Raw genomic sequence first — 20244 nt, forward strand, 5'->3', positions numbered from 1 at the left:
GGGATCTTTAAGATTCTTTGGTGTAATTGTTTATACTTATAAATTCTGTTTATCTTTAAAAAATAATTCTAGTACCTTATAACATATTTCTAACGTTGGCTTATGAAAAATAGTATGCTTTCCCTTTGTTTATTCGTTGTAATGCTTAATTCATCTTGTGCTCAAGACCCTGAAAACAAAGCTGTTAGTGCGAGCGTCATCCCATTTACGGCCGAGCTGTTCGTCGATGAACTACAGATTCCATGGGGCTTTGCCTTCCTTCCTGACAACAGCCTTTTAATTACAGAAAAATCTGGCAAATTAATTCATTTTTCGAATGGAAAAAAGTCGATTATTAGTAATACGCCCGAAGTTTATCAACGCGGACAAGGGGGGCTTTTGGACGTGGTAGTCCACCCAAAATATGCTGAAAATGGGTGGATTTATATTTCCTATTCCTCCGAAGATGGCGACGAAAAAGGGGGCAATACTACCCTAATGCGAGCCAAATTAAAAGACAACGCCCTAGTTGAAAACGAAATTCTTTACAAGGCTGGCCCCAATACTACAAAAGGCCAACATTTTGGCTCAAGAATTGCCTTTGATAACGAAGGATATCTTTATTTCTCTGTTGGGGATCGTGGAGCTAGGGACGAAAATCCACAGGATATTACGCGTGATGGTGGTAAAATCTATCGCTTAATGGATGACGGAACTGTTCCAAAAGATAACCCGTTTGTAGGAGAAAATGGCGCAAAAACTGCAATTTACAGCTACGGCCATAGAAATCCCCAAGGATTGATAAAGCATCCGGAAACTGGAAAAATCTGGGACCATGAACATGGACCTAGAGGAGGGGATGAAATCAATATTATTAAAAAGGGTGCTAATTTTGGCTGGCCAATAATTACGTACGGCATCAACTATAGTGGAACAGCGATTACGGATAAGACCCAGATGGAGGGAATGGAGCAACCCATACATTACTGGGTACCGTCCATAGCTCCAAGCGGTATGGCTTTTGTTACCTCTGATAATTACGGTGATTGGAAAGGCAGCCTTTTGGTTGGATCTCTCGCCTTCCAATATCTAGAACGTCTGATCATGGACGGAAACAAGGTTCTTTCTCGCGAGAAACTAATGGAAGGTGAAGGTAGGGTAAGAGATGTAAGAGAAGGCCCTGACGGACTTATCTATGTAGCAGTGGAAGGAAAGGGAATTTATAAGTTAGTACCTAAAAACAACTAAAACTTGAAACTTTTTATCTTTATATACTGTTGTGCGGTAGTGTTCTTTAGCATTTCCCTTTTCCAAGATGCGGAATTAAAGCAGCGTATGGAACGGGGGAAAGCAGTCTATAACGATTTTTGTATTTCCTGTCATTTACCGCAGGGCGAAGGTGTGCCTTACACCTTTCCTCCTTTGGCAAATTCGGATTACCTGATGCAAAACAGGGAAAAGAGTATCAAGGCCATAAAATATGGCTTACAGGGAGAAATTACGGTCAACGGAATAAAATATAATAGTTCTATGGCAGGTCTGGGTCTGGAAGATGAGGAAGTTGCAGATGTTATGAACTACATCTCCAACTCTTGGGGCAACACGTCCGATGCGATCGTTACTACCGAAGAGGTTGCGAAAATTAAGAAGTAATAACCTTTTTAACGACCACTACCACTATACCAGGAAGCATGCTCGATAGAGAAAAACGAGATGGTTACCTGTAGAAACATACAGTTGAAGCAACACTCCAAGTGACTCAAACCAAGCCCTATTTGCCACTCGCCTCTAGGGCCTTTTTTACAGACCCGTGTGTTTTAAGCAACTGCTCCGCCTCTGCATACGTAACTCCCAATCCCTCTACAATATATCGGGTACCGCGATCTACCAACTTATCATTGGTCAATTGCATATTTACCATTTTGTTTCCTTTTACCTTACCGATCTTTATCATTAGGGCCGTCGATATCATGTTCAATACCAATTTTTGAGAAGTTCCACTTTTCATTCTGGTACTCCCGGTCAGAAACTCCGGACCTACGTTAACGGCAATAGGCATATCGCAAGCTTCGGTGATGGGCGAACCCGGGTTGTTGGTAACACATGCGGTAAGTATGTTATGTTCCTTGGCCATTTTTAATCCCCCTAGCACATAAGGCGTAGTACCAGATGCCGCGATACCCACAAGCACATCGTTTGTATCTATGGCATGCTGTTGCAAATCCAACCAAGCTTGCCGCGTATCGTCCTCGGCATTTTCAACGGCTTTACGAATCGCGTAATCCCCACCTGCGATAATACCAACAACGCGCTCATGAGGCATCCCGAAAGTCGGGGGAATCTCAGAGGCATCCAAAATACCCAACCTACCGCTTGTTCCCGCGCCGATATAGAAAAGTCGGCCACCCTTTAAAAAGCGCTCGCTCAAGGCATCAACTAATTTTGAAATCTGCGGAACAACCTCTTCCACGGCTAGGGCAACTTTCTTGTCCTCTTCGTTAATGGACTTCAATATGGTATGCGTATCCATTTGCTCCAAGTCGTTATAATGGGATGGAGTCTCCGTAATTTTTGTGTATTTCATAAGGTTCTATAAAATTTTTATATCATGATTTTTGAACGGGCTCAACAAGACGTTATCGGAATCTAGCTCCGTTATCATCGTATTAATAGTATTTATATCACATGTCTTATAACGATGCTGCGAATTCAATTTTTCCGAAATGGATAAGAGTACCGTTTTTTTTGAAGCTTTTATTACAGCCTTCTTTATTTGTACTATATCCCAATCAAACTCGGTAAGTCCGTACATGGCATCTACATAGCCGGTGCCGATAAAACTAAAATCTACCCTAATTTCGGCCAAGTTATGAATGGTATTGGCCCCGATAGCGATTTGAGCCTCTTTTGCAATTTGCCCGCCTACCATAATCACCGTAACATTAGGTTTATTGGATAATTCCATGGCTACAGGTAAACTGATAGTAAAACAGGTAAGCTCAATATTTTCCGGAATAAGTTGCGCCAGTTCCAAACAAGTGGTACCCCCATCAATAAAGACAACTCCACCATCCTTAAGCATCGTCGCCGCCTTTTGCGCAATTATCCTTTTTTGTGCTAAGGCATAGATATTTTGGTTTCTGGCACTATTGGTCGTAAAACCTAAGGAAATTGCACCTCCGTGAACTTTTCTAAGTTTCTTTTCGGCGTCCAGTTCCTTAACATCTCTCCGTACCGTATCTATGGACACATCTAATGTCTCGGCAATATCGGTCAACAGAATCCTGTTATGTAGCTCCACTTCACTTAAAATGGTCTGTTGTCTTTCTTCTTTTAACATGCTATCGTCTCCGTTTAGACCAAAGGTAATCAAAATATAATTTTGCAGCTTTATTCTGAAATAGGAAATCAAAAGATTTAAAAACTTCAATAAAATGCAAAAAACAGCAATAAAAATTGCAAAAAACAGCAATAAATAAAATACTTGCGTATATTTGCCCGATTTAGAATCCAAACGAAACACACTCTTTATGAAAAGTACTTCTGTCAAAGCCAATGTCGATATCGCCTACAAACCCGTAGGCCAGTTTGAAGAAACACGATACGAAAAAATCCATAACGTCATATTTACGGATTCTAACCATGCCTCTATAAAAGTAGCCGAAGAAATTGCAGCATTAATACGCAAGAAGCAAGGGCAAAACAAGACCTGTGTGCTGGGATTGGCAACGGGCTCATCCCCAATCCGCGTGTATGAGGAATTGGTTCGTCAACACAAAGAAGAAGGCCTAAGTTTTAAAAATGTGGTCACTTTTAACCTGGACGAGTATTTACCCATGGAAAAAAGTAATATTCAGAGTTATCATTATTTCATGCACGAACACTTGTTCAACCATATAGATATTCCTTCAGAAAACATACATATACCGGATGGCACCTTAGCTCCCGAGGCTATAGTGGCGTACTGTCTTGCTTACGATAAAAAAATAAAGGAGTTTGGAGGTCTGGATTTTCAACTATTGGGAATTGGGCGTACGGGACATATAGGCTTTAACGAGCCAGGTTCCCATTACAACTCCGGTACGCGGGTAATTACCTTGGACCATATTACAAGGGTAGACGCCGCACCATCTTTCCTAGGAATAGACAATGTTCCCAGAAAAGCGATTACCATGGGTATTGCAACGGTACGGAAATCCAAACGTATTGTTTTATTAGGCTGGGGACAGAACAAAGCGGATATCCTTAAACAAACTATAGAAGGGGACATTACATCGCACGTTCCTGCTACCTATTTACAAAATCATGACAACTGTACATTTGTACTGGATACCGGCGCAGGAAGCGAGCTTACAAGAAATAAAACGCCTTGGCTGGTAGGTGCATGTAAATGGACAGAGGAATTAAAGGCCAAAGCAATTATATGGCTATGTGAAAACACAGGCAAGACCATCTTAAGCTTAACGGACAAGGATTATAACGATCATGGGATGGCCGAACTATTACTAGAAGAGGATTCCTATGACCTTAACATTTCTATGTTCAACAAACTACAACACAGCATTACGGGTTGGCCCGGGGGCAAACCAAATGCGGACGACACCTACAGACCGGAGCGTGCAACGCCAGCTAAAAAACGAGTCATTATTTTTAGCCCGCACCCTGATGATGATGTTATATCAATGGGGGGCACCTTTGACAGATTGGTTGAACAAGGGCATGAGGTCCATGTTGCCTACCAGACTTCTGGGAATATAGCAGTTTCGGACACGGATGCCAGAAAATATGCGGAAATAGCCATGCAGATCCAGCCATCGGACAAAGCGCAACAGATTATAGATGCCATAGCCCATAAAAGTGAAAGTGAGGTAGATGCCTTACCGGTGCGAAAACTTAAGGGCAACATAAGAAGGGGAGAATCGTACGCGGCAACGAGATATGTAGGATTACAGGACAGTAATGTTCATTTCTTAGACCTTCCGTTCTATGAAACCGGAACCATAAAGAAGAATAATCTTTCGGATGCGGACATCGCCATTATGAAAGATATTATTACAAAGGTTAAACCGCACCAGATTTATGCAGCGGGCGACCTTGCCGATCCACATGGTACGCACAAAGTATGCTTAGATGCCGTTTTCGGGGCGTTAGAAGAATTGAAATCCGAACCTTTTCTAAAAGACTGTTGGGTTTGGCTGTACCGTGGCGCATGGCACGAATGGGATATACATGAAATTGAAATGTGTGTTCCCATGAGTCCTGCACAAGTACTAAAAAAGAGAAATGCCATATTCTGTCATCAGTCACAAAAAGATGGTGTCATGTTCCAAGGAGACGATGCCCGTGAGTTTTGGATGCGTGCAGAGGAACGAAACAGGGGCACCGCCAATAAATACAAAGCTCTAGGAATGTCTGCCTATGCCGCTATGGAAGCTTTTGTGAGATACAAGTTCAATTAAATTTCAATCTAATATAAAAAGGTCTATTTTAGTACAAAATAGACCTTTTTTCAGTTACGGATGCGACACTTTTTACTCCTTTTACTCCCCGTGTTATTATTTAATTCCTGCGGAATTCTTCAATCAAACATCCCGCAACCCAAAAGGGAATTCAGAGGGGTTTGGGTAGCTACGGTCGTAAACATAGATTGGCCAAAAAATGGAATGGATACCGCAGAAAAACAAAAAAAGGATTTTCTGGACATTCTTAATTTTTACGATGACCTCAACTACAACGCCATCATAGTCCAGGTGCGTGCCGCGGGAGACGCTTTTTACAAATCCGATTTTGCTCCATGGTCACGCTTTTTAACAGGAGAAGAAGGAAAGCCTTCCGATTGGGAGGAAGACAACTTGGCATGGATGATACAAGAGACCCATAATAGAGGAATGGAGTTCCATGCATGGCTAAATCCATATAGAGCCACGTTCGATATGAATATCGATATCCTGAGCAGTACCCATGACTACTGCACAAACCCTGAATGGATGATCCAATATGGCAAAAAATACTACTACAATCCGGGACTACCAGAGGTAAGAAATCGTTTTTCAAATGTAATAGCCGAACTGGTTACCAATTACGATATAGATGCCGTTCATTTTGATGATTACTTTTACCCGTACAAAATCAAAGATCTGGAATTTGCAGATACCGCAGCTTATGAAACCTACGCCCAAACCGGACAATCTTTGGATGATTGGCGAAGAAGCAATATTGATTCCTTGGTACAGGACGTAAACCGCACTATCAAATCCATAAAACCATGGGTTCAATTTGGTATTAGCCCGTTCGGTGTTTGGAAAAATAATACCACAGATCCTCGAGGCTCGGATACACAAGCGGGACAAACAACTTATGAGGATCTATATGCAGACCCTTTACTTTGGATGCAAGAGGGATGGATAGATTACTTGGCCCCACAAGTCTATTGGAGCATGGACCTACCGGTGGCATCCCATAAAAAAATAGTGGATTGGTGGGCCAACAACAGCAACAATACCAATCTTTATATTGGCAACGGAGCGTATAAAGTAAGGAATAATAGCGATACGGCATGGGACCGTAAAAAAGAACTGCCAGACCAAATGAAATTAGCCAGGAAGACTCCGGAAATTTCTGGAAACATTCTATTTAGTGCCAAATCCCTAATGAACAATAATCCTGATGTAGTGGCTCATTTAAAGAAGAAATACTATCGTTTGCCGGCGTTAACACCAGAAGTCCAAAGAAAGGAAATAGTAGCTGAGAAGAAAATTGAGCTACTTTCCAGCACCAAAACAACGAACGGCCTGCAGCTCTCGTTTTCTGGAATTGATGAAAGCTCTTATATACTTGTTTACAAGTCTGGAAAAAAGGTTAAAACAGCCTATCCTATGAAGAAATTGGTAGAAAAAGTGAAAATTGAGAATAGCTCGGGTCAAATCGTTGTTCCAACCAATCTAGCTTCCAATCGCTATCTTGCCATTACATTTTTAGACAACTACGGAAAAGAAAGTAGTGCAATCGTAATCCAACCAACCAAAACCGACTAAACATGATTCAAAAAAACAAATGGGCGTGGGCCTGGGTACCTACACTCTATTTTGCACAAGGGCTGCCCTATGCCTTGGTAGTGACGGTATCGGTAATCATGTACAAAAGATTGGGATTCAGTAATTCGGATTTGGGCCTCTATACCAGTCTGTTATATCTGCCCTGGGTGATAAAACCCTTATGGAGTCCGTTTGTTGATCTAAAAAGCACCAAACGCAATTGGTTTCTAGGGATGCAGCTACTGGCCTCCGTAGCGCTTTTGGCCATAGGTTTAAGCCTACCCACCAACGTTTTTTTCGTAACCAGTCTTGCTTGTTTCTGGATGGTGGCTTTTGCATCGGCCACAAATGATATTGCAACCGATGGCTATTATATGATCGGACTTACAGAAGATAGACAGTCCTTTTTCGTGGGAATGCGAAGTGTATTCTATAAGCTGGCGAATGTCACAGGACAGGGTTTATTGGTGGTGTTCGCAGGATTTCTGGAAAACAAATATGGAGACAATACCAAAGCGTGGTCCTATACAATGATCTGCGCGGGTACCCTAATGTTACTTATGACACTGACCAACTTTTTTGTTACCCCAAAATTTGAAAGTTCAGAAGCAATTACACTTGAAAAGCCAAAAGGATTTCTAGAGGTTTTTGTTTCCTTCTTTAAAAAACCGGGAATGGTAATGGCCATAACCTTCATTCTATTTTTTAGATTAGGGGAATCACAATTGGTAAAAATGGCCTCTCCTTTCTTACTAGACCCCACCTCCGTGGGCGGTTTAGGATATAGCACATCGGAGGTCGGCACCATTTACGGCACCATTGGGGTAGTGTTTTTGACTATTGGAGGTATTTTAGGTGGAATTCTAATATCCAGGGACGGACTAAAAAAATGGATGTTGCCCATGCTTATTTCCCTTAACGCGCCCAATGCACTATATGCATTATTGGCCATTACCGGCAATACCGAAGCATGGGCCGTAATAGGAACCGTAATTATAGAGCAATTTGGCTATGGATTCGGTATCGCAGGCTTCATGGTTTACCTAATCTACATCGCAGAAGGAAATTCCAAAACCTCCCATTATGCATTGGCCACCGGATTTATGGCATTAGGGATGATGTTACCAGGTTTAATCAGTGGATTTATGCAAGAGTGGTTGGGCTATGACGGTTTCTTTATTTGGGTTGTATTAGCCGCATTGCCCGCATTCATTTTACTAAGATATATCGAATATCCTGCGGATTTTGGCAAGGGAAAAGAAAAATAGTATGATAGATTTAGAGTCAGTAAAAAAAACACTCACAATACACCAAAAAATTGGGCAACTATTTATGCCCGCCGCCTTTATCAACGATACCGAAGACGAGATACTTCGATTGGAGAAGTTGATAAAAACCCATAACATTGGAAGTCTGTGCTTTTTTCATTCCCGAGCCAGTGCAGCTACCAATTATGAGGGCAAGAAAAAGGTCGTTTACAACAAAAATAGTTTTGAAACCCTAAGGAAACTCATAGAACGTTATCAATCCGTTTCCAAGATACCATTGTTAATAGCAATAGATGCGGAATGGGGTTTGGCAATGCGGATTGAAAACACGCCGCAATACCCCTATGCTATTACCCTAGGGGCAATTCAAAACGCAAATGACTTGTTATTTGAAGTGGGTGCGAACATTGCAAAAGACTGCAAAGCGGCTGGTATTCACTGGAATTTAGCTCCTGTGGTGGACATCAACAATAACCCCGATAATCCTGTAATCGGTTACCGTTCTTTTGGAGAGGACAGGGAACAGGTAAGTCAAAAGGCCATTGCATTGATAAAGGGTATGGAAAGCGAAAATATACTCACCAGCATCAAACATTTTCCAGGCCATGGGGATACCGATACCGATTCCCATTTGGGGCTTCCCGTTATCGGAAAATCTAAAGAAGAATTGGTGGAGAACGAGTTATACCCATTTCAGCAAATTATAAATAAAGGTGTAGATTCGGTTATGGCAGGTCATCTTTCCGTACCGGGCCTAACTACGAAAGATAGTCGACCGTCAAGCATCAACAAAGACATTATTACCGATCTGCTTAGAAACGAAATGGGTTTTACCGGTGTCGTGATTTCGGACGCACTTAACATGCATGCCGTATCCAAAAACTATCCTGAAAAAGGAATGTTGGAATGGCTGGCTTTTGACGCAGGGAACGACGTACTTTGTTTTACCGAACATACCGCCGAGGGCATAGAATCTATTTTTAACAATGCAACGGAAGAACAGATAGATGATAGTTTCCAACGAATATGGGAATTGAAAGAAAAAGCCTTTCGGAATTCAAACTCAAATACAAACGTAAACTCAATTACACATTTAGAATTAGATTTTCTTTCGTGTTCCCATCTTAACAGGAAACTAGCGGAAAAAAGTTTGACCTTGCTTCAAGGCGATAAAAAGGGAATCGCAACATTTAGGGATACCGATTACTGTACACTAACGATAAAACGATTTTCAGAAGGGCAGGATTCCCATGAAATTCTAAACGGGTTAGAGACTTCGAAAAAAGAAGTGGCGAATGAAACACATATTCTTTTACTTTTAACACCTCCTAACGTAAAGCCAACAAATCATTTTGGATTTCTAGACCAAGAGCTGGATTTCATTAACCAATTGATCGCTACCAAAAAAGTAGTCCTGTACCATTTTGGAAATCCTTTAGCATTGAGAAATATTTACACAAAAGATACCGTAGCAACTGTAATTGCCTACCAAGATTTTAAGGAATTCCAAGATGTGGCCACGGAACATTTTTTGGGAAAGTTGGAAGCAAAGGGAAAAATACCGGTAACACTATAAATCAGTAAAATCCAAGTTATGAAAATTCATAAAATTTTAGGATTGATGTCCGGTACCTCTTTAGACGGACTGGATTTAGCATACTGCCATTTCACGGAGGAAAAGGGCGTATGGACCTTTGACATACAAAAAACAAAAAGTATTACTTACGCTGCCATCCAACAAAATGAGCTCAAAGATGCGATACGACTAAGCGCAGAAGACCTGTTACAATTACACAACAGCTATGGCACTTGGTTAGGTGAAAAAGCATCCGAATTTATAGAAAAAAATGAACTTACGGTAGATTATATTGCCAGTCATGGACATACAACGCATCATAGGCCCGAACTCGGTTTCACCTTTCAAATCGGTTCGGGACAACATCTAGCAAATACCAGCGGCCAGCACGTAATCAGCGATTTTAGAACAAACGATATAGCCCTTGGCGGACAAGGCGCCCCTCTAGTACCTATAGGAGATCATTTGTTGTTCCATGAGTATGATTTTTGTTTGAACCTTGGCGGAATTAGCAATATTTCCTTTGAGGTAAAAGGAAAACGAATTGCTTACGATATAGGTCTGGCCAATATGATCTTGAATTATATTACCCGCAAAATAGATTTAGAATATGACAAAGGCGGTGCATTGGCACGCTCTGGAAATATTCATAAAGAGATGCTCCAAAAACTTAACAATTTAAAATACTACCTCCTACCCCATCCAAAATCTATTGGATATGAGTGGTTTTTGGAAGAAGTGGTTCCTATAGTAGAAGCTACGGAAGCAGCAACAGAAGACTTACTACACACCGCTATACATCATATTTGCGAAAAAATAGCGCAACAAATACATCAGAACACAATAAAAGAGGGACAAAAAGTCTTGCTTACGGGTGGTGGTGCCTTAAATACCTTTTTAATAGAGACACTGACAGAAAAACTAGGGACAGCAACCCAAGTAGTGGTACCCGAAAAAAAAATAATTGATTTCAAAGAAGCTATGGTTTTTGCCTTTATGGGTGCACTCAGGAGCCAGAAACTGATCAATGTTTTGAGCTCGGTAACGGGTGCTCGTCAAAATTCATCGAGCGGTATACTTTATTTACCCAGCTAACTCTTTAGAAAGTAACCCTATTACTATTTACGGGTTTCGTACGGAACAATAGAAAAAGAATAATAGATAACAAACCACAGGTACCCAAGCCTACAAATAATGGCCATACAGTGTCCTGAACAAAACTACCTACGTACAGCGAAATGGGTATGGACAAGATCGTGGAAATAAAGCCGGTAATAGCTGCTCCAATACCTGCAATATGACCAATGGGCTGCATAGCTATGGAACGCATATTACCCCACACAAAACCCAAACAGAAAAACAAAGAAGACAGAAACAGTAATAGAATAGGCAATCCTGGATTGGGTTTGCCAAAAAAAAATAGCGCATATAAGAGCGCAATTAAGGTAAAAAATACAAGCGCATACAAGGCCAATTTTCGCATTCCAAAACGTACTACCAAGGTTCCGTTCAAGAAAGTTGAACACCCAATGGATATTGCCAAGCCCGCGAAAATATATGGAAAAGATTCTTTTAAATCGTATTGATCCTCAAAAACATGCTGGGCAGAGCTCAAATATACAAGGAAGGAACCGGTAATAAAGCCCGAGACCATAGTACAGGCTACCGTTTCCTTAAACTTAAAAATTTCTTTAGTGCCCTTTATAAAAATTGCTAGGGAAAATGGAACTTTGTACTCAGGTTTTAATGTTTCCGCTTGTCGCTTCCAAAACCATATTCCCACTACCAGTGCGAAAAAGAGCTGCATATAAAAAATAGCCTGCCAGCCCATTGTTTCCAATACGACTTTGCCAATAGCAGGGGCAACAACCGGAACCAAAATAAAAAAAGCCGTAACAAATGACATGATCTTGGCCATGTAATCCCCTGTATAGGTATCGCGTATAATAGAAATACTGATCGTTCTGGGCGCGGAAAGACCAATGCCTTGAAGAATTCTACCAACTACCATCCATTCCAGCGAAGGTGCCAAGACACAAATCACGCTTGCAAATGCAAAAAGGACAAAGCCAATATATACCACAGGTTTTCTACCATAACTATCGGAAAGTGGGCCAAAGAAAAGCTGCCCAAAACCCAGTCCCAAAAAAATCATGACGATCAACAATTGATTATCTGTCGGGTCTAAACTATTTATACTTATACCAATTTCAGCTATGGCAGGCAGTAAGGCGTCTATTGCCAGAGCAACAATAGACATTAAGGATGCCATAAGGGCTATAAATTCAAAGTTCGGTTTTACCTGCTCATTTCGCATGGGTGCAAAAGTACTTTTAATTGTGTAGGCATGATACTATTAGCAGGTTGATTTTTAAGTTTAGCTGTATATTGCTCTTCAAATATGTATTTTTGAAATAAATTTTAAAAGTATGCTCATTATTGGAATCGCCGGCGGCACAGGATGTGGAAAAACTACGGTGGTCAATCAGATTATCAATGAACTACCTAATCAAGAAGTAGGGGTTATTTCACAGGATTCCTATTACAACGATCTTTCACACCTAACCCTGGAGGAACGTAGAAGAACAAATTTTGACCATCCCAACTCCATAGATTTCAAATTATTGGAACATCATTTAACTGCTTTAAAATCAGGAAAATCTATAGAACAACCCGTATACTCCTTTTTAGAATGTAACCGTACCGATAAGACCGTACCCACCCATCCTACCAAAGTGATGATCGTGGAGGGCATCTTAATTATGGCAAATCCCGAAATAAGGAAAATGTTCGATATTAAAATATTTGTGCATGCAGATAGCGATGAACGCCTAATCCGAAGAGTAAAACGAGATGTAAACGAGCGGGGTTGGAACTTGGACGAAACCTTGGAAAAATACCAAACCGTAATAAAACCAATGCACGACCAATTTATTGAGCCTACAAAAGAATACGCGGACATTATAATACCGAACAACAAATACAACACCGTTGCCGTTGACATAGTAAGGAGCATTATCAACGAAAGATTAGCAGAAAACTAATGGCACTCAAGAAACTGAGACAACAAAAATGGTTTAAGATCATGACGAATATGTACGTTATGGTGTTGACCGCTTTCCTAATTTGGATGATTTTTTTTGATACCAATTCCCTACTCATTCACAATGAACTAAAAAAGGAAATAGAAAAACTGGAAAAAACTCAAGACTTTTTAAAAAAAGAAATCGCTAAGGATAAAGCAATTATTGACAAATTATCCAGTAAGGACGAGTTAGAAAAGTTTGCAAGGGAAGAGTACTATCTTAAAAAAAAGAACGAGGAAATATACCTTATTGAATATGAGGATAGTTTAAAGACCACTAAAGAAAAATAGCCCCATTAATACGAGCTTCTAAACTGGGAAAAATATTAATAAACAAAAGAGTAACCCTTTAGCCCTTATATAGTTTAAGCTAAATTTATGGTACAAGGTATTGATTATTCACCTAGTGTTAACAAAATCCTTTCATTAGCGCCATAAATAATTGTATTTTTACGCCTTAATTTACGATGTTTATGGGCAAGATTATTGCTATTGCAAATCAAAAAGGAGGGGTAGGTAAAACAACAACTTCCGTGAACTTGGCGGCAGCGCTTGGCGTGCTAGAACAAAGAGTTCTGTTGATAGATGCAGACCCCCAAGCAAATGCTACATCTGGCTTAGGAATTAATGTAGATGAGGTCCAGATCGGCAGCTACCAGCTATTGGAACATACCAAAACAGCCAAGGAAGCTATTATTACGACTTCCTCGCCAAATGTAGATTTGATACCTGCACATATAGATCTTGTAGCTATAGAAATTGAATTGGTAGACAAGAACGAGCGGGAATATATGATGAAAAAGGCCATAACAGGTCTAAAAGAGGACTACGATTATATTCTGATAGATTGTGCCCCCTCTCTAGGTTTAATCACTTTGAACGCCCTCACAGCGGCAGACTCGGTAATCATTCCTATTCAATGCGAATACTTTGCCTTGGAAGGACTTGGCAAATTATTGAATACGATTAAAAGCGTTCAGCGCATTCATAATGCAACCCTTGATATCGAAGGTATGCTATTGACCATGTACGATTCCAGATTACGACTGTCCAACCAAGTTGTAGAAGAGGTTAAAAAACACTTTGGCGATATGGTCTTTGAGACTATTATCCAACGCAATGTTAGACTTAGCGAAGCCCCTAGTTATGGTGAGAGCATTATTAAGTACGATGCTTCAAGTAAGGGAGCTACCAACTACCTAAACTTAGCGAACGAAGTGGTCCAGAAAAACAAGCAGACAGTTTAAAATGGCAAAAGCAGTAAAAAAACAAGCACTGGGTAGAGGTCTTTCGGCCTTATTAAACGACCCTGAAAACGATATTAAATCCGCATCCGATAAAAATGCGGACAAAGTTGTGGGCAATATCATAGAATTGGACTTAGCGTATATTGAGGTAAACCCTTTTCAGCCTAGATCTAATTTTAACGATGAATCTTTACAGGAATTGGCTACTTCTATTCGCGAATTAGGTGTTATACAACCAATAACAGTAAGAAAATTAGGGTTTAACAACTATCAACTGGTATCTGGCGAAAGACGTTTTAGGGCTTCAAAGCTACTTCAACTAAAAACCATACCCGCCTATATACGAATAGCGAACGATCAGGAGTCGCTAGAAATGGCCCTGGTAGAAAATATTCAACGACAAGATCTTGACCCCATTGAGATTGCACTTTCATATCAGCGGCTTATAGACGAGATCAACCTTACCCAAGAGAAATTGAGTGACCGTGTAGGAAAAAAGAGATCTACCATTGCCAATTACATGCGGTTGTTAAAGCTGGACCCAATTATACAAACAGGCATGCGAGATGGTTTCTTGAGTATGGGACATGGCAGGGCCTTGGTAAATATTGAAAATAGGGAAGACCAAATTGCTTTGTACGAAAAAATCATTGGGCAAAACCTTTCTGTAAGAGAAACCGAAAATGCGGTAAAAGCTTTTAAAGAGTCGGCAACAGAAAAACCGCTTAAGAAAAAAGAAAAGGAAACACCAGCATTTATAAATGACGGTGCCCAGGAACTGGTAGAACGGCTTTCTGTAAAGGTTGCCATCAGTACCACCGGAAAATCGAAGGGCAAAATAACAATTCCGTTTCATTCAGAAGAAGAATTTAAGCGAATAAAAAAGCTGATTACAGGTGCATAAACTCCTTACGTTTTTTTTTATCTGCCTGTTTTCCGTATTCCTTGGCAAAGCACAAGAAAACAATGAAAATCCCCCCCAGAAGGTAGATAGCTTATCAATAGCCTTGAAAAGCGAAAATATAGTCCTCATCGATTCTTTAATAATCAGTACGGAATCCATGGACCCATTAGCCCCAAGTAAAGCGGCCTTCTATTCTACCGTACTTCCAGGTTTGGGACAGATTTATAATAAAAAATACTGGAAGGCACCTATTGTTTGGGGCGTCATAGGCGGTAGTATCTATCAATATAAATTGAACAACGACAGATACCGACAACTACGCACGGCCTTCAAAAGAAGACAAGCGGGTTTTACAGACGATGAATTTAACGGTGAGGGCGATTTTCCCTTACAAACCAATAGTGTTTTAGAAAATCAACAGGAACGCTTTCAAGAACAGCGGGATTTGTGGCTTGTGGCCGGTATAGCCATTTACATTTTAAATATCGTAGATGCCAACGTAACCGCACACCTAAAACAGTTTAACGTAGATGACGATTTGAGTTTGGATTTTCAACCTTATTTGGATCTAAATCCCATTACCAATAATCCTAATTACGGAATGGCCCTAACCATTAAATTTTAACTATGAAGATCGCCCTTTTCGGCTATGGAAAAATGGGACAGATGATCGAGCGTACCGCGCTGGACAGAGACCATACAATCGTTGCCAAAATTGATATCGATTCGCAAGAAATAGACTTTTCCAATATCGATGTAGCTATAGACTTTAGCCTGCCGGAAGCTGCTTTTGGCAATATATCCAAGTGTTTAGATAATAACACCCCAATCATATCCGGAACTACAGGATGGTTGAACAAGTATGATGATGCGGTTACACTTTGCAAAGAAAAACAGGGCGCTTTTATTTACGCCTCAAATTTTAGTCTAGGCGTAAACATTTTTTTTGAACTAAATGCGCATCTGTCTAAAATGATGCAAGGTCTTGAACAATACCAGGTAGCCATTGAGGAAATACATCATACCCAAAAATTGGATGCACCAAGCGGAACAGCCATTACCCTAGCGGAGGATGTTATAAAAAATTCACATTACAATGCATGGAAATTAAACCAAAAAGAACAGGGGCATATCCCAATTACATCCAAAAGAATAGGGTCTACACCCGGCACGCATACCGTGGCGTATAACAGCCTGGTAGATGACATCACTATAAAACATACTGCACACAACAGGGCAGGTTTTGCCCAAGGTGCCGTGATAGCGGCCGAATGGATTATTGGAAAAACAGGGGTTTTTACGATGCGCGATGTGTTAAACCTTGGTTAAATAAAGTAACAAATTAAAGATCGTGCTACCAATTACACATAGTTCTAATTTTGATAACCAAACGCGAACCTTATTAGTTTAAATAAAAACAACAGTAATTATGAACGGTACACAATGGATTCTTTTTATACTCCTGGTACAGGTCGTCCATTTTTTAGGAACTTGGAAGTTATATGTAAAGGCGGGCAGAAAACCTTGGGAAGCTGCCATACCCATTTATAATGCTATAATTTTAATGCAAATCATCAATAGACCTAAGTGGTGGGTGATACTGCTTTTTATTCCCATTATCAATTTACTTATGTTCCCTGTGATTTGGGTAGAAACAATTCGCAGTTATGGCAGAAACAGCACCTTGGAATCCTGGTTGGTGATTTTCACATTGGGCTTTTATATCTACTACGTAAATTATGCCCTGGATGTGACCCATATAAAAGACAGAAGCCTTCAGCCCAAAACGGCTATGGGAGAATGGGTGAGCTCCATCGTATTTGCCGTGGTTGCCGCTACCTTGGTCCACACCTACTTTATTCAACCCTACGTAATTCCTACAGGTTCTTTGGAACGTACCTTGCGCGTTGGGGATTTCTTGTTCGTAAGTAAATTTCATTATGGGGCAAGAACACCCATGACAACTGTTGCCGCTCCTATGGTGCATGACACCTTGCCTATTCTTGGTACGCCTTCCTATTTGGCGGAGGTTGATAAAAACAAGTACAAAACCTCTTGGAAAAACAAACTACAACTCCCCTATTCCAGACTCCCTGGATTTACAAAAGTAGACCGAAACGATATTGTAGTATTTAGTTGGCCTGCAGATACCGTTCGCTACTTTTTTAAAAAAGAAGAAGGAATACGAAAGCCCATAGATAAAAAATCGAACTATGTAAAGCGTTGTGTAGGTATTCCCGGTGATTCCTTAGAGGTACGCAACGGTTATGTGTTTGTAAACGGAAAGCAATTGGAGCTTCCTGGCAGCGCCAAACCACAGTTCGACTATCTGATCTATAGCTCAAAGGGGGTTTCCTCCAGATTATTGAATAAAATTGGCGTAACGGATTTTACCAGAAAATACCTATCCAACCCATTGAATCAACAACAGGCACAGGCCGTAAATCAATACTTAATCGGATACAACCAAGGAGAAAACGGACAGCTGGAGCTGTACACAAAAGGTACCGGTATTCCTGCCGCGACTATTAAAAAAATGGGACTCTCGTTACGCGAGGTAACCGAGAGGGAACGTCTTGCCCCGTTAACGGCCGCTATGGTAGCGGCACTCAAGAATGATGCAAGTATAGATTCTGTAGTACAGCAGGTTAATCCGAAAGGAAGAAGAGGGGTAAATCTATTTCCACAGAGTCCGGACTATCCATGGAATTATAGTCAACTAGGTCCCATTTATATTCCTAAAAGAGGAGCTACGGTACCGTTAGACCTTAAGACATTGCCCTTATACAAAAAAATTATTCGCGAATATGAGCAAAACAAGCTCAGCGTTTCGGGCAACCAAATCAGTATCAATGATAAAATTGTGACTTCCTACACCTTTAAACAGGATTATTACTGGATGATGGGAGACAACAGGGACCACTCGGAAGATAGTCGTGCTTGGGGCTATGTACCCGAAGATCACATTGTGGGCACCCCTATTTTTATCTGGATGAGCTTTGATAATTTTGTAGATGCCAACGGAAATAGCAATAGTCCATTAAAGTGGAGACCTCGTTGGGATCGCATCTTTACTACCGTAAACGGTGAAGGAGAACCACAATCCTACTTCAAATATTTTCTTATCCTTCTAGCTGCCTACTTTGTAGGAAGCTGGCTTTGGAAACGCAAAAAATCGAACGAAGCCTAGTTATGAACATTCTTTATCCTGCCTATTTTCCCAATATCGCATTTTTTACCGTTTTCGTACAAAGCGATGAAATTGTTTGGGAAGTACAGGGAAACTATCAAAAACAGACCTTTAGGAACAGAACCTATATCTGCAATGATCGTGGCAAGCACATTCTTAGTATTCCTATTACCCACGTGGGCCAGAGCAATGGAAAACAGCTCAACCGAGAAGTGAAGATAGACAACAGCTATCCGTGGCAGCGTCAACATTGGCGAACCTTGGAAACCGCCTATCGAACGTCCCCGTTCTTTGAATTCTACGAGGATGACATACAACCGCTGTACGGTACAAAATTTGAATACTTAATGGACTTTAACCTTAAAACCATTGAGATTATTTGCGAGTGCCTACAACTAAGAATGCCTACTGCAAAAACGGAAGTCTTTACACTTGGCCATGAATCCGAACTGGACTATAGGCATTTGGTAAGCGTGAAGAATGTGATTGATCTAGTACAAACCGATTATGTTCAGGTCTTTGGAGACAGGCACGGGTTTACACCCAATTTGAGCATATTGGACCTTTTATTCAATTTAGGGCCTCAAGCTACGGCCTATCTACAAGAGACAAAACTTATGCTGCGCAATGCTTAGGTTTTTTCTACACTATGGCATTCACTTTATAGTGCCTTTGGGCATTGCTTATTTCTTTTTCAAGGAACAACGTTTAAAAGCGGCGCTCATCTTATTGGCCGGTATTGTTATTGACATAGATCATAGTATAGCAACACCAGTTTTTGACCCCATGCGTTGCAGTATCGACTTCCACCCGCTACATACCTACTGGGCAATAGGCGTATATCTAATACTAACAGCAGTAAAGAAGACCCGAATTTGGGGCATTGCCTTTCTTGTCCATATTTTGGCAGATACGGTAGATTGTTTATTTATTCCGGGGAATTTTGATTGATGCCATAATAGGTTCATGATCGGAGAGGTTGATAGTATAGTTTTGATGTGAAAGCACTTCTAAGGATGGGTCTACCAGAATAAAATCTATTCGAAAGGGGAATTTCCAAAAATTAATTGTCGCCCCGTACCCGTTACCTTTTTCAATAAATGTATCCTTTAAATCTCTTTTTAAGTTAAAATATACACTAGAATATTGATTGTTATTGAAATCACCCACGACAATGTTCGTATACGGACTGGAATCCATGTGTTTTCTAATAATCTCGGTTTGTTGCTGTTGTTTTTCGAACGACCTGCGCAATCTAGCAAAAAGTCTGTCCGATCGCTCGCTTTTAAGATTCCAAGGTCTAATATTCAAGGACTGAAGATGGACGCTATATAGTCTTAGCGTATCACTTTTAACCAGTACATCCGCATAAACACTACTATTATAGGTATTGCCAAATTCTAGGTAACCCACATCTATTATCCTGTGTTTAGAATAAATAGCTTGGTATAGTCTTGTATCATTCTTTCCAAACTCGGAATCAACAGAACTGTACGGGTAGCCTTTAAAACTATCCTTGTCCATTTTCATATAATCATACTCTTGAAAACATACAATATCCGGTTTTTCCGTATTTATAAAAGCAACGATACTGTCACCGGCAGTACTTTCCCAATCATCTTCCTTACCTCTAAAACCCAAGGTATTATACGTCATAATATTTAGTGAAGTGTGCTCGCCAATAGGTTTTGGTGAAATATTGAACGTTATAAAAGAACCTAATGTTATATACCAATACAGGTAAACCGCAATGGGAATTACAACTAACGCTCTCTTACGTAATAACCAATACAAAACAAAGAAGAGATTGATAAGAACCAAACCCGGCACCGCTAAACTAAAAAATGCCAGACTTGCAGAATTGGTATAGGGCACGATACAAGCTAGCAATAGTGCCAATGAACTAACAAGGTTCAGATAAAACGCTATCCGATTAAAAAAAGAGAGTTTCTTCATAGATG

General features: G+C 40.5%; 20 protein-coding genes. 16 read left to right on the forward strand and 4 right to left on the reverse strand.

The window, feature by feature from the left end; all coding sequences use genetic code 11:
- The first annotated feature begins 102 nt into the window (after positions 1–102).
- Both ACFQZJ_RS13870 and ACFQZJ_RS13875 read left to right on the forward strand, forming a co-directional pair.
- A complete protein-coding gene (locus tag ACFQZJ_RS13870; protein ID WP_379935381.1) occupies positions 103–1227 on the forward strand; it encodes a PQQ-dependent sugar dehydrogenase in 1125 nt (374 codons plus the stop codon).
- Between the two features lie 3 nt (positions 1228–1230).
- Positions 1231–1632 (forward strand): c-type cytochrome, encoded by a 402-nt coding sequence (locus ACFQZJ_RS13875; RefSeq protein ID WP_379935383.1) that lies wholly within the window; start codon positions 1231–1233, stop codon positions 1630–1632.
- 118 nt (positions 1633–1750) lie between these two features.
- On the opposite strand, the gene murQ is transcribed toward ACFQZJ_RS13875, so the two are convergent.
- Positions 1751–2563, reverse strand: a complete 813-nt coding sequence (murQ, locus tag ACFQZJ_RS13880; protein WP_379935384.1) for an N-acetylmuramic acid 6-phosphate etherase — start codon at positions 2561–2563, stop codon at positions 1751–1753.
- Positions 2564–2569: 6 nt separating this feature from the next.
- The gene (locus ACFQZJ_RS13885) at positions 2570–3319 is read right to left on the reverse strand and encodes a DeoR/GlpR family DNA-binding transcription regulator (RefSeq protein WP_379935385.1); all 750 of its coding nucleotides are present in this window, start codon (positions 3317–3319) and stop codon (positions 2570–2572) included.
- Positions 3320–3509: 190 nt separating this feature from the next.
- On the opposite strand from ACFQZJ_RS13885, the gene nagB reads away from it, so the two are divergent.
- Genes nagB through ACFQZJ_RS13910 form a run of 5 tightly spaced genes read left to right on the forward strand, consistent with a single transcriptional unit; the run spans position 3510 to position 10952 of the window.
- Positions 3510–5438: a glucosamine-6-phosphate deaminase gene (gene nagB / locus ACFQZJ_RS13890; RefSeq protein ID WP_379935387.1), complete on the forward strand. Its 1929-nt coding sequence runs from the start codon at positions 3510–3512 to the stop codon at positions 5436–5438.
- A 60-nt stretch (positions 5439–5498) separates the two neighbouring features.
- Entirely contained in the window at positions 5499–7013 is a 1515-nt protein-coding gene (locus ACFQZJ_RS13895) for a glycoside hydrolase family 10 protein (RefSeq protein WP_379935389.1), read from the forward strand.
- A 2-nt stretch (positions 7014–7015) separates the two neighbouring features.
- Complete coding sequence (locus tag ACFQZJ_RS13900; protein WP_379935391.1) at positions 7016–8281, forward strand: MFS transporter; 1266 nt, start codon at positions 7016–7018, stop codon at positions 8279–8281.
- 1 nt (position 8282) lies between these two features.
- Positions 8283–9857, forward strand: coding sequence for a glycoside hydrolase family 3 protein (locus ACFQZJ_RS13905; RefSeq protein ID WP_379935392.1), 1575 nt, complete (start codon positions 8283–8285; stop codon positions 9855–9857).
- A gap of 18 nt (positions 9858–9875) precedes the next feature.
- On the forward strand, positions 9876–10952 hold the full coding sequence (locus ACFQZJ_RS13910; RefSeq protein ID WP_379935394.1) for an anhydro-N-acetylmuramic acid kinase: 1077 nt from the start codon (positions 9876–9878) through the stop codon (positions 10950–10952).
- Between the two features lie 4 nt (positions 10953–10956).
- Here ACFQZJ_RS13910 and ACFQZJ_RS13915 read toward each other — a convergent pair whose 3' ends face one another.
- Positions 10957–12174, reverse strand: a complete 1218-nt coding sequence (locus ACFQZJ_RS13915; protein ID WP_379935395.1) for a multidrug effflux MFS transporter — start codon at positions 12172–12174, stop codon at positions 10957–10959.
- Positions 12175–12286: 112 nt separating this feature from the next.
- Between ACFQZJ_RS13915 and udk the strand changes: the two genes are divergently transcribed.
- The 9 genes from udk to ACFQZJ_RS13960 all read left to right on the forward strand — a co-directional run bounded on the left by udk (position 12287) and on the right by ACFQZJ_RS13960 (position 19234).
- Complete coding sequence (gene udk, locus ACFQZJ_RS13920; protein WP_379935397.1) at positions 12287–12901, forward strand: uridine kinase; 615 nt, start codon at positions 12287–12289, stop codon at positions 12899–12901.
- On the forward strand, positions 12901–13233 hold the full coding sequence (locus tag ACFQZJ_RS13925) for an FtsB family cell division protein (protein ID WP_379935398.1): 333 nt from the start codon (positions 12901–12903) through the stop codon (positions 13231–13233). Before udk ends, ACFQZJ_RS13925 begins: the two co-directional genes overlap by 1 nt.
- A 182-nt stretch (positions 13234–13415) precedes the next feature.
- On the forward strand, positions 13416–14189 hold the full coding sequence (locus ACFQZJ_RS13930) for a ParA family protein (protein WP_379935400.1): 774 nt from the start codon (positions 13416–13418) through the stop codon (positions 14187–14189).
- Between the two features lies 1 nt (position 14190).
- Entirely contained in the window at positions 14191–15093 is a 903-nt protein-coding gene (locus ACFQZJ_RS13935) for a ParB/RepB/Spo0J family partition protein (RefSeq protein WP_379935402.1), read from the forward strand.
- Entirely contained in the window at positions 15086–15718 is a 633-nt protein-coding gene (locus tag ACFQZJ_RS13940; RefSeq protein ID WP_379935403.1) for a DUF5683 domain-containing protein, read from the forward strand. The genes ACFQZJ_RS13935 and ACFQZJ_RS13940 overlap by 8 nt, the downstream gene beginning before the upstream one ends.
- Positions 15719–15720: 2 nt before the next feature.
- Positions 15721–16422: a 4-hydroxy-tetrahydrodipicolinate reductase gene (gene dapB / locus ACFQZJ_RS13945; RefSeq protein ID WP_379935404.1), complete on the forward strand. Its 702-nt coding sequence runs from the start codon at positions 15721–15723 to the stop codon at positions 16420–16422.
- 100 nt (positions 16423–16522) lie between these two features.
- Positions 16523–18283 (forward strand): signal peptidase I, encoded by a 1761-nt coding sequence (lepB, locus tag ACFQZJ_RS13950; RefSeq protein ID WP_379935406.1) that lies wholly within the window; start codon positions 16523–16525, stop codon positions 18281–18283.
- A gap of 2 nt (positions 18284–18285) precedes the next feature.
- Positions 18286–18918, forward strand: a complete 633-nt coding sequence (locus ACFQZJ_RS13955; protein WP_379935408.1) for a WbqC family protein — start codon at positions 18286–18288, stop codon at positions 18916–18918.
- Positions 18911–19234: a DUF6122 family protein gene (locus tag ACFQZJ_RS13960; RefSeq protein WP_379935409.1), complete on the forward strand. Its 324-nt coding sequence runs from the start codon at positions 18911–18913 to the stop codon at positions 19232–19234. Before ACFQZJ_RS13955 ends, ACFQZJ_RS13960 begins: the two co-directional genes overlap by 8 nt.
- Here the strand turns inward: ACFQZJ_RS13960 and ACFQZJ_RS13965 are convergent.
- A complete protein-coding gene (locus tag ACFQZJ_RS13965; protein ID WP_379935411.1) occupies positions 19208–20239 on the reverse strand; it encodes an endonuclease/exonuclease/phosphatase family protein in 1032 nt (343 codons plus the stop codon). The two genes, ACFQZJ_RS13960 and ACFQZJ_RS13965, sit on opposite strands and share 27 nt — an antisense overlap.
- Between the last annotated feature and the right edge of the window lie 5 nt (positions 20240–20244).

It is taken from the genome of Maribacter chungangensis, from assembly GCF_042676845.1.
Classification (GTDB): Bacteria; Bacteroidota; Bacteroidia; order Flavobacteriales; family Flavobacteriaceae; genus Maribacter; species Maribacter chungangensis.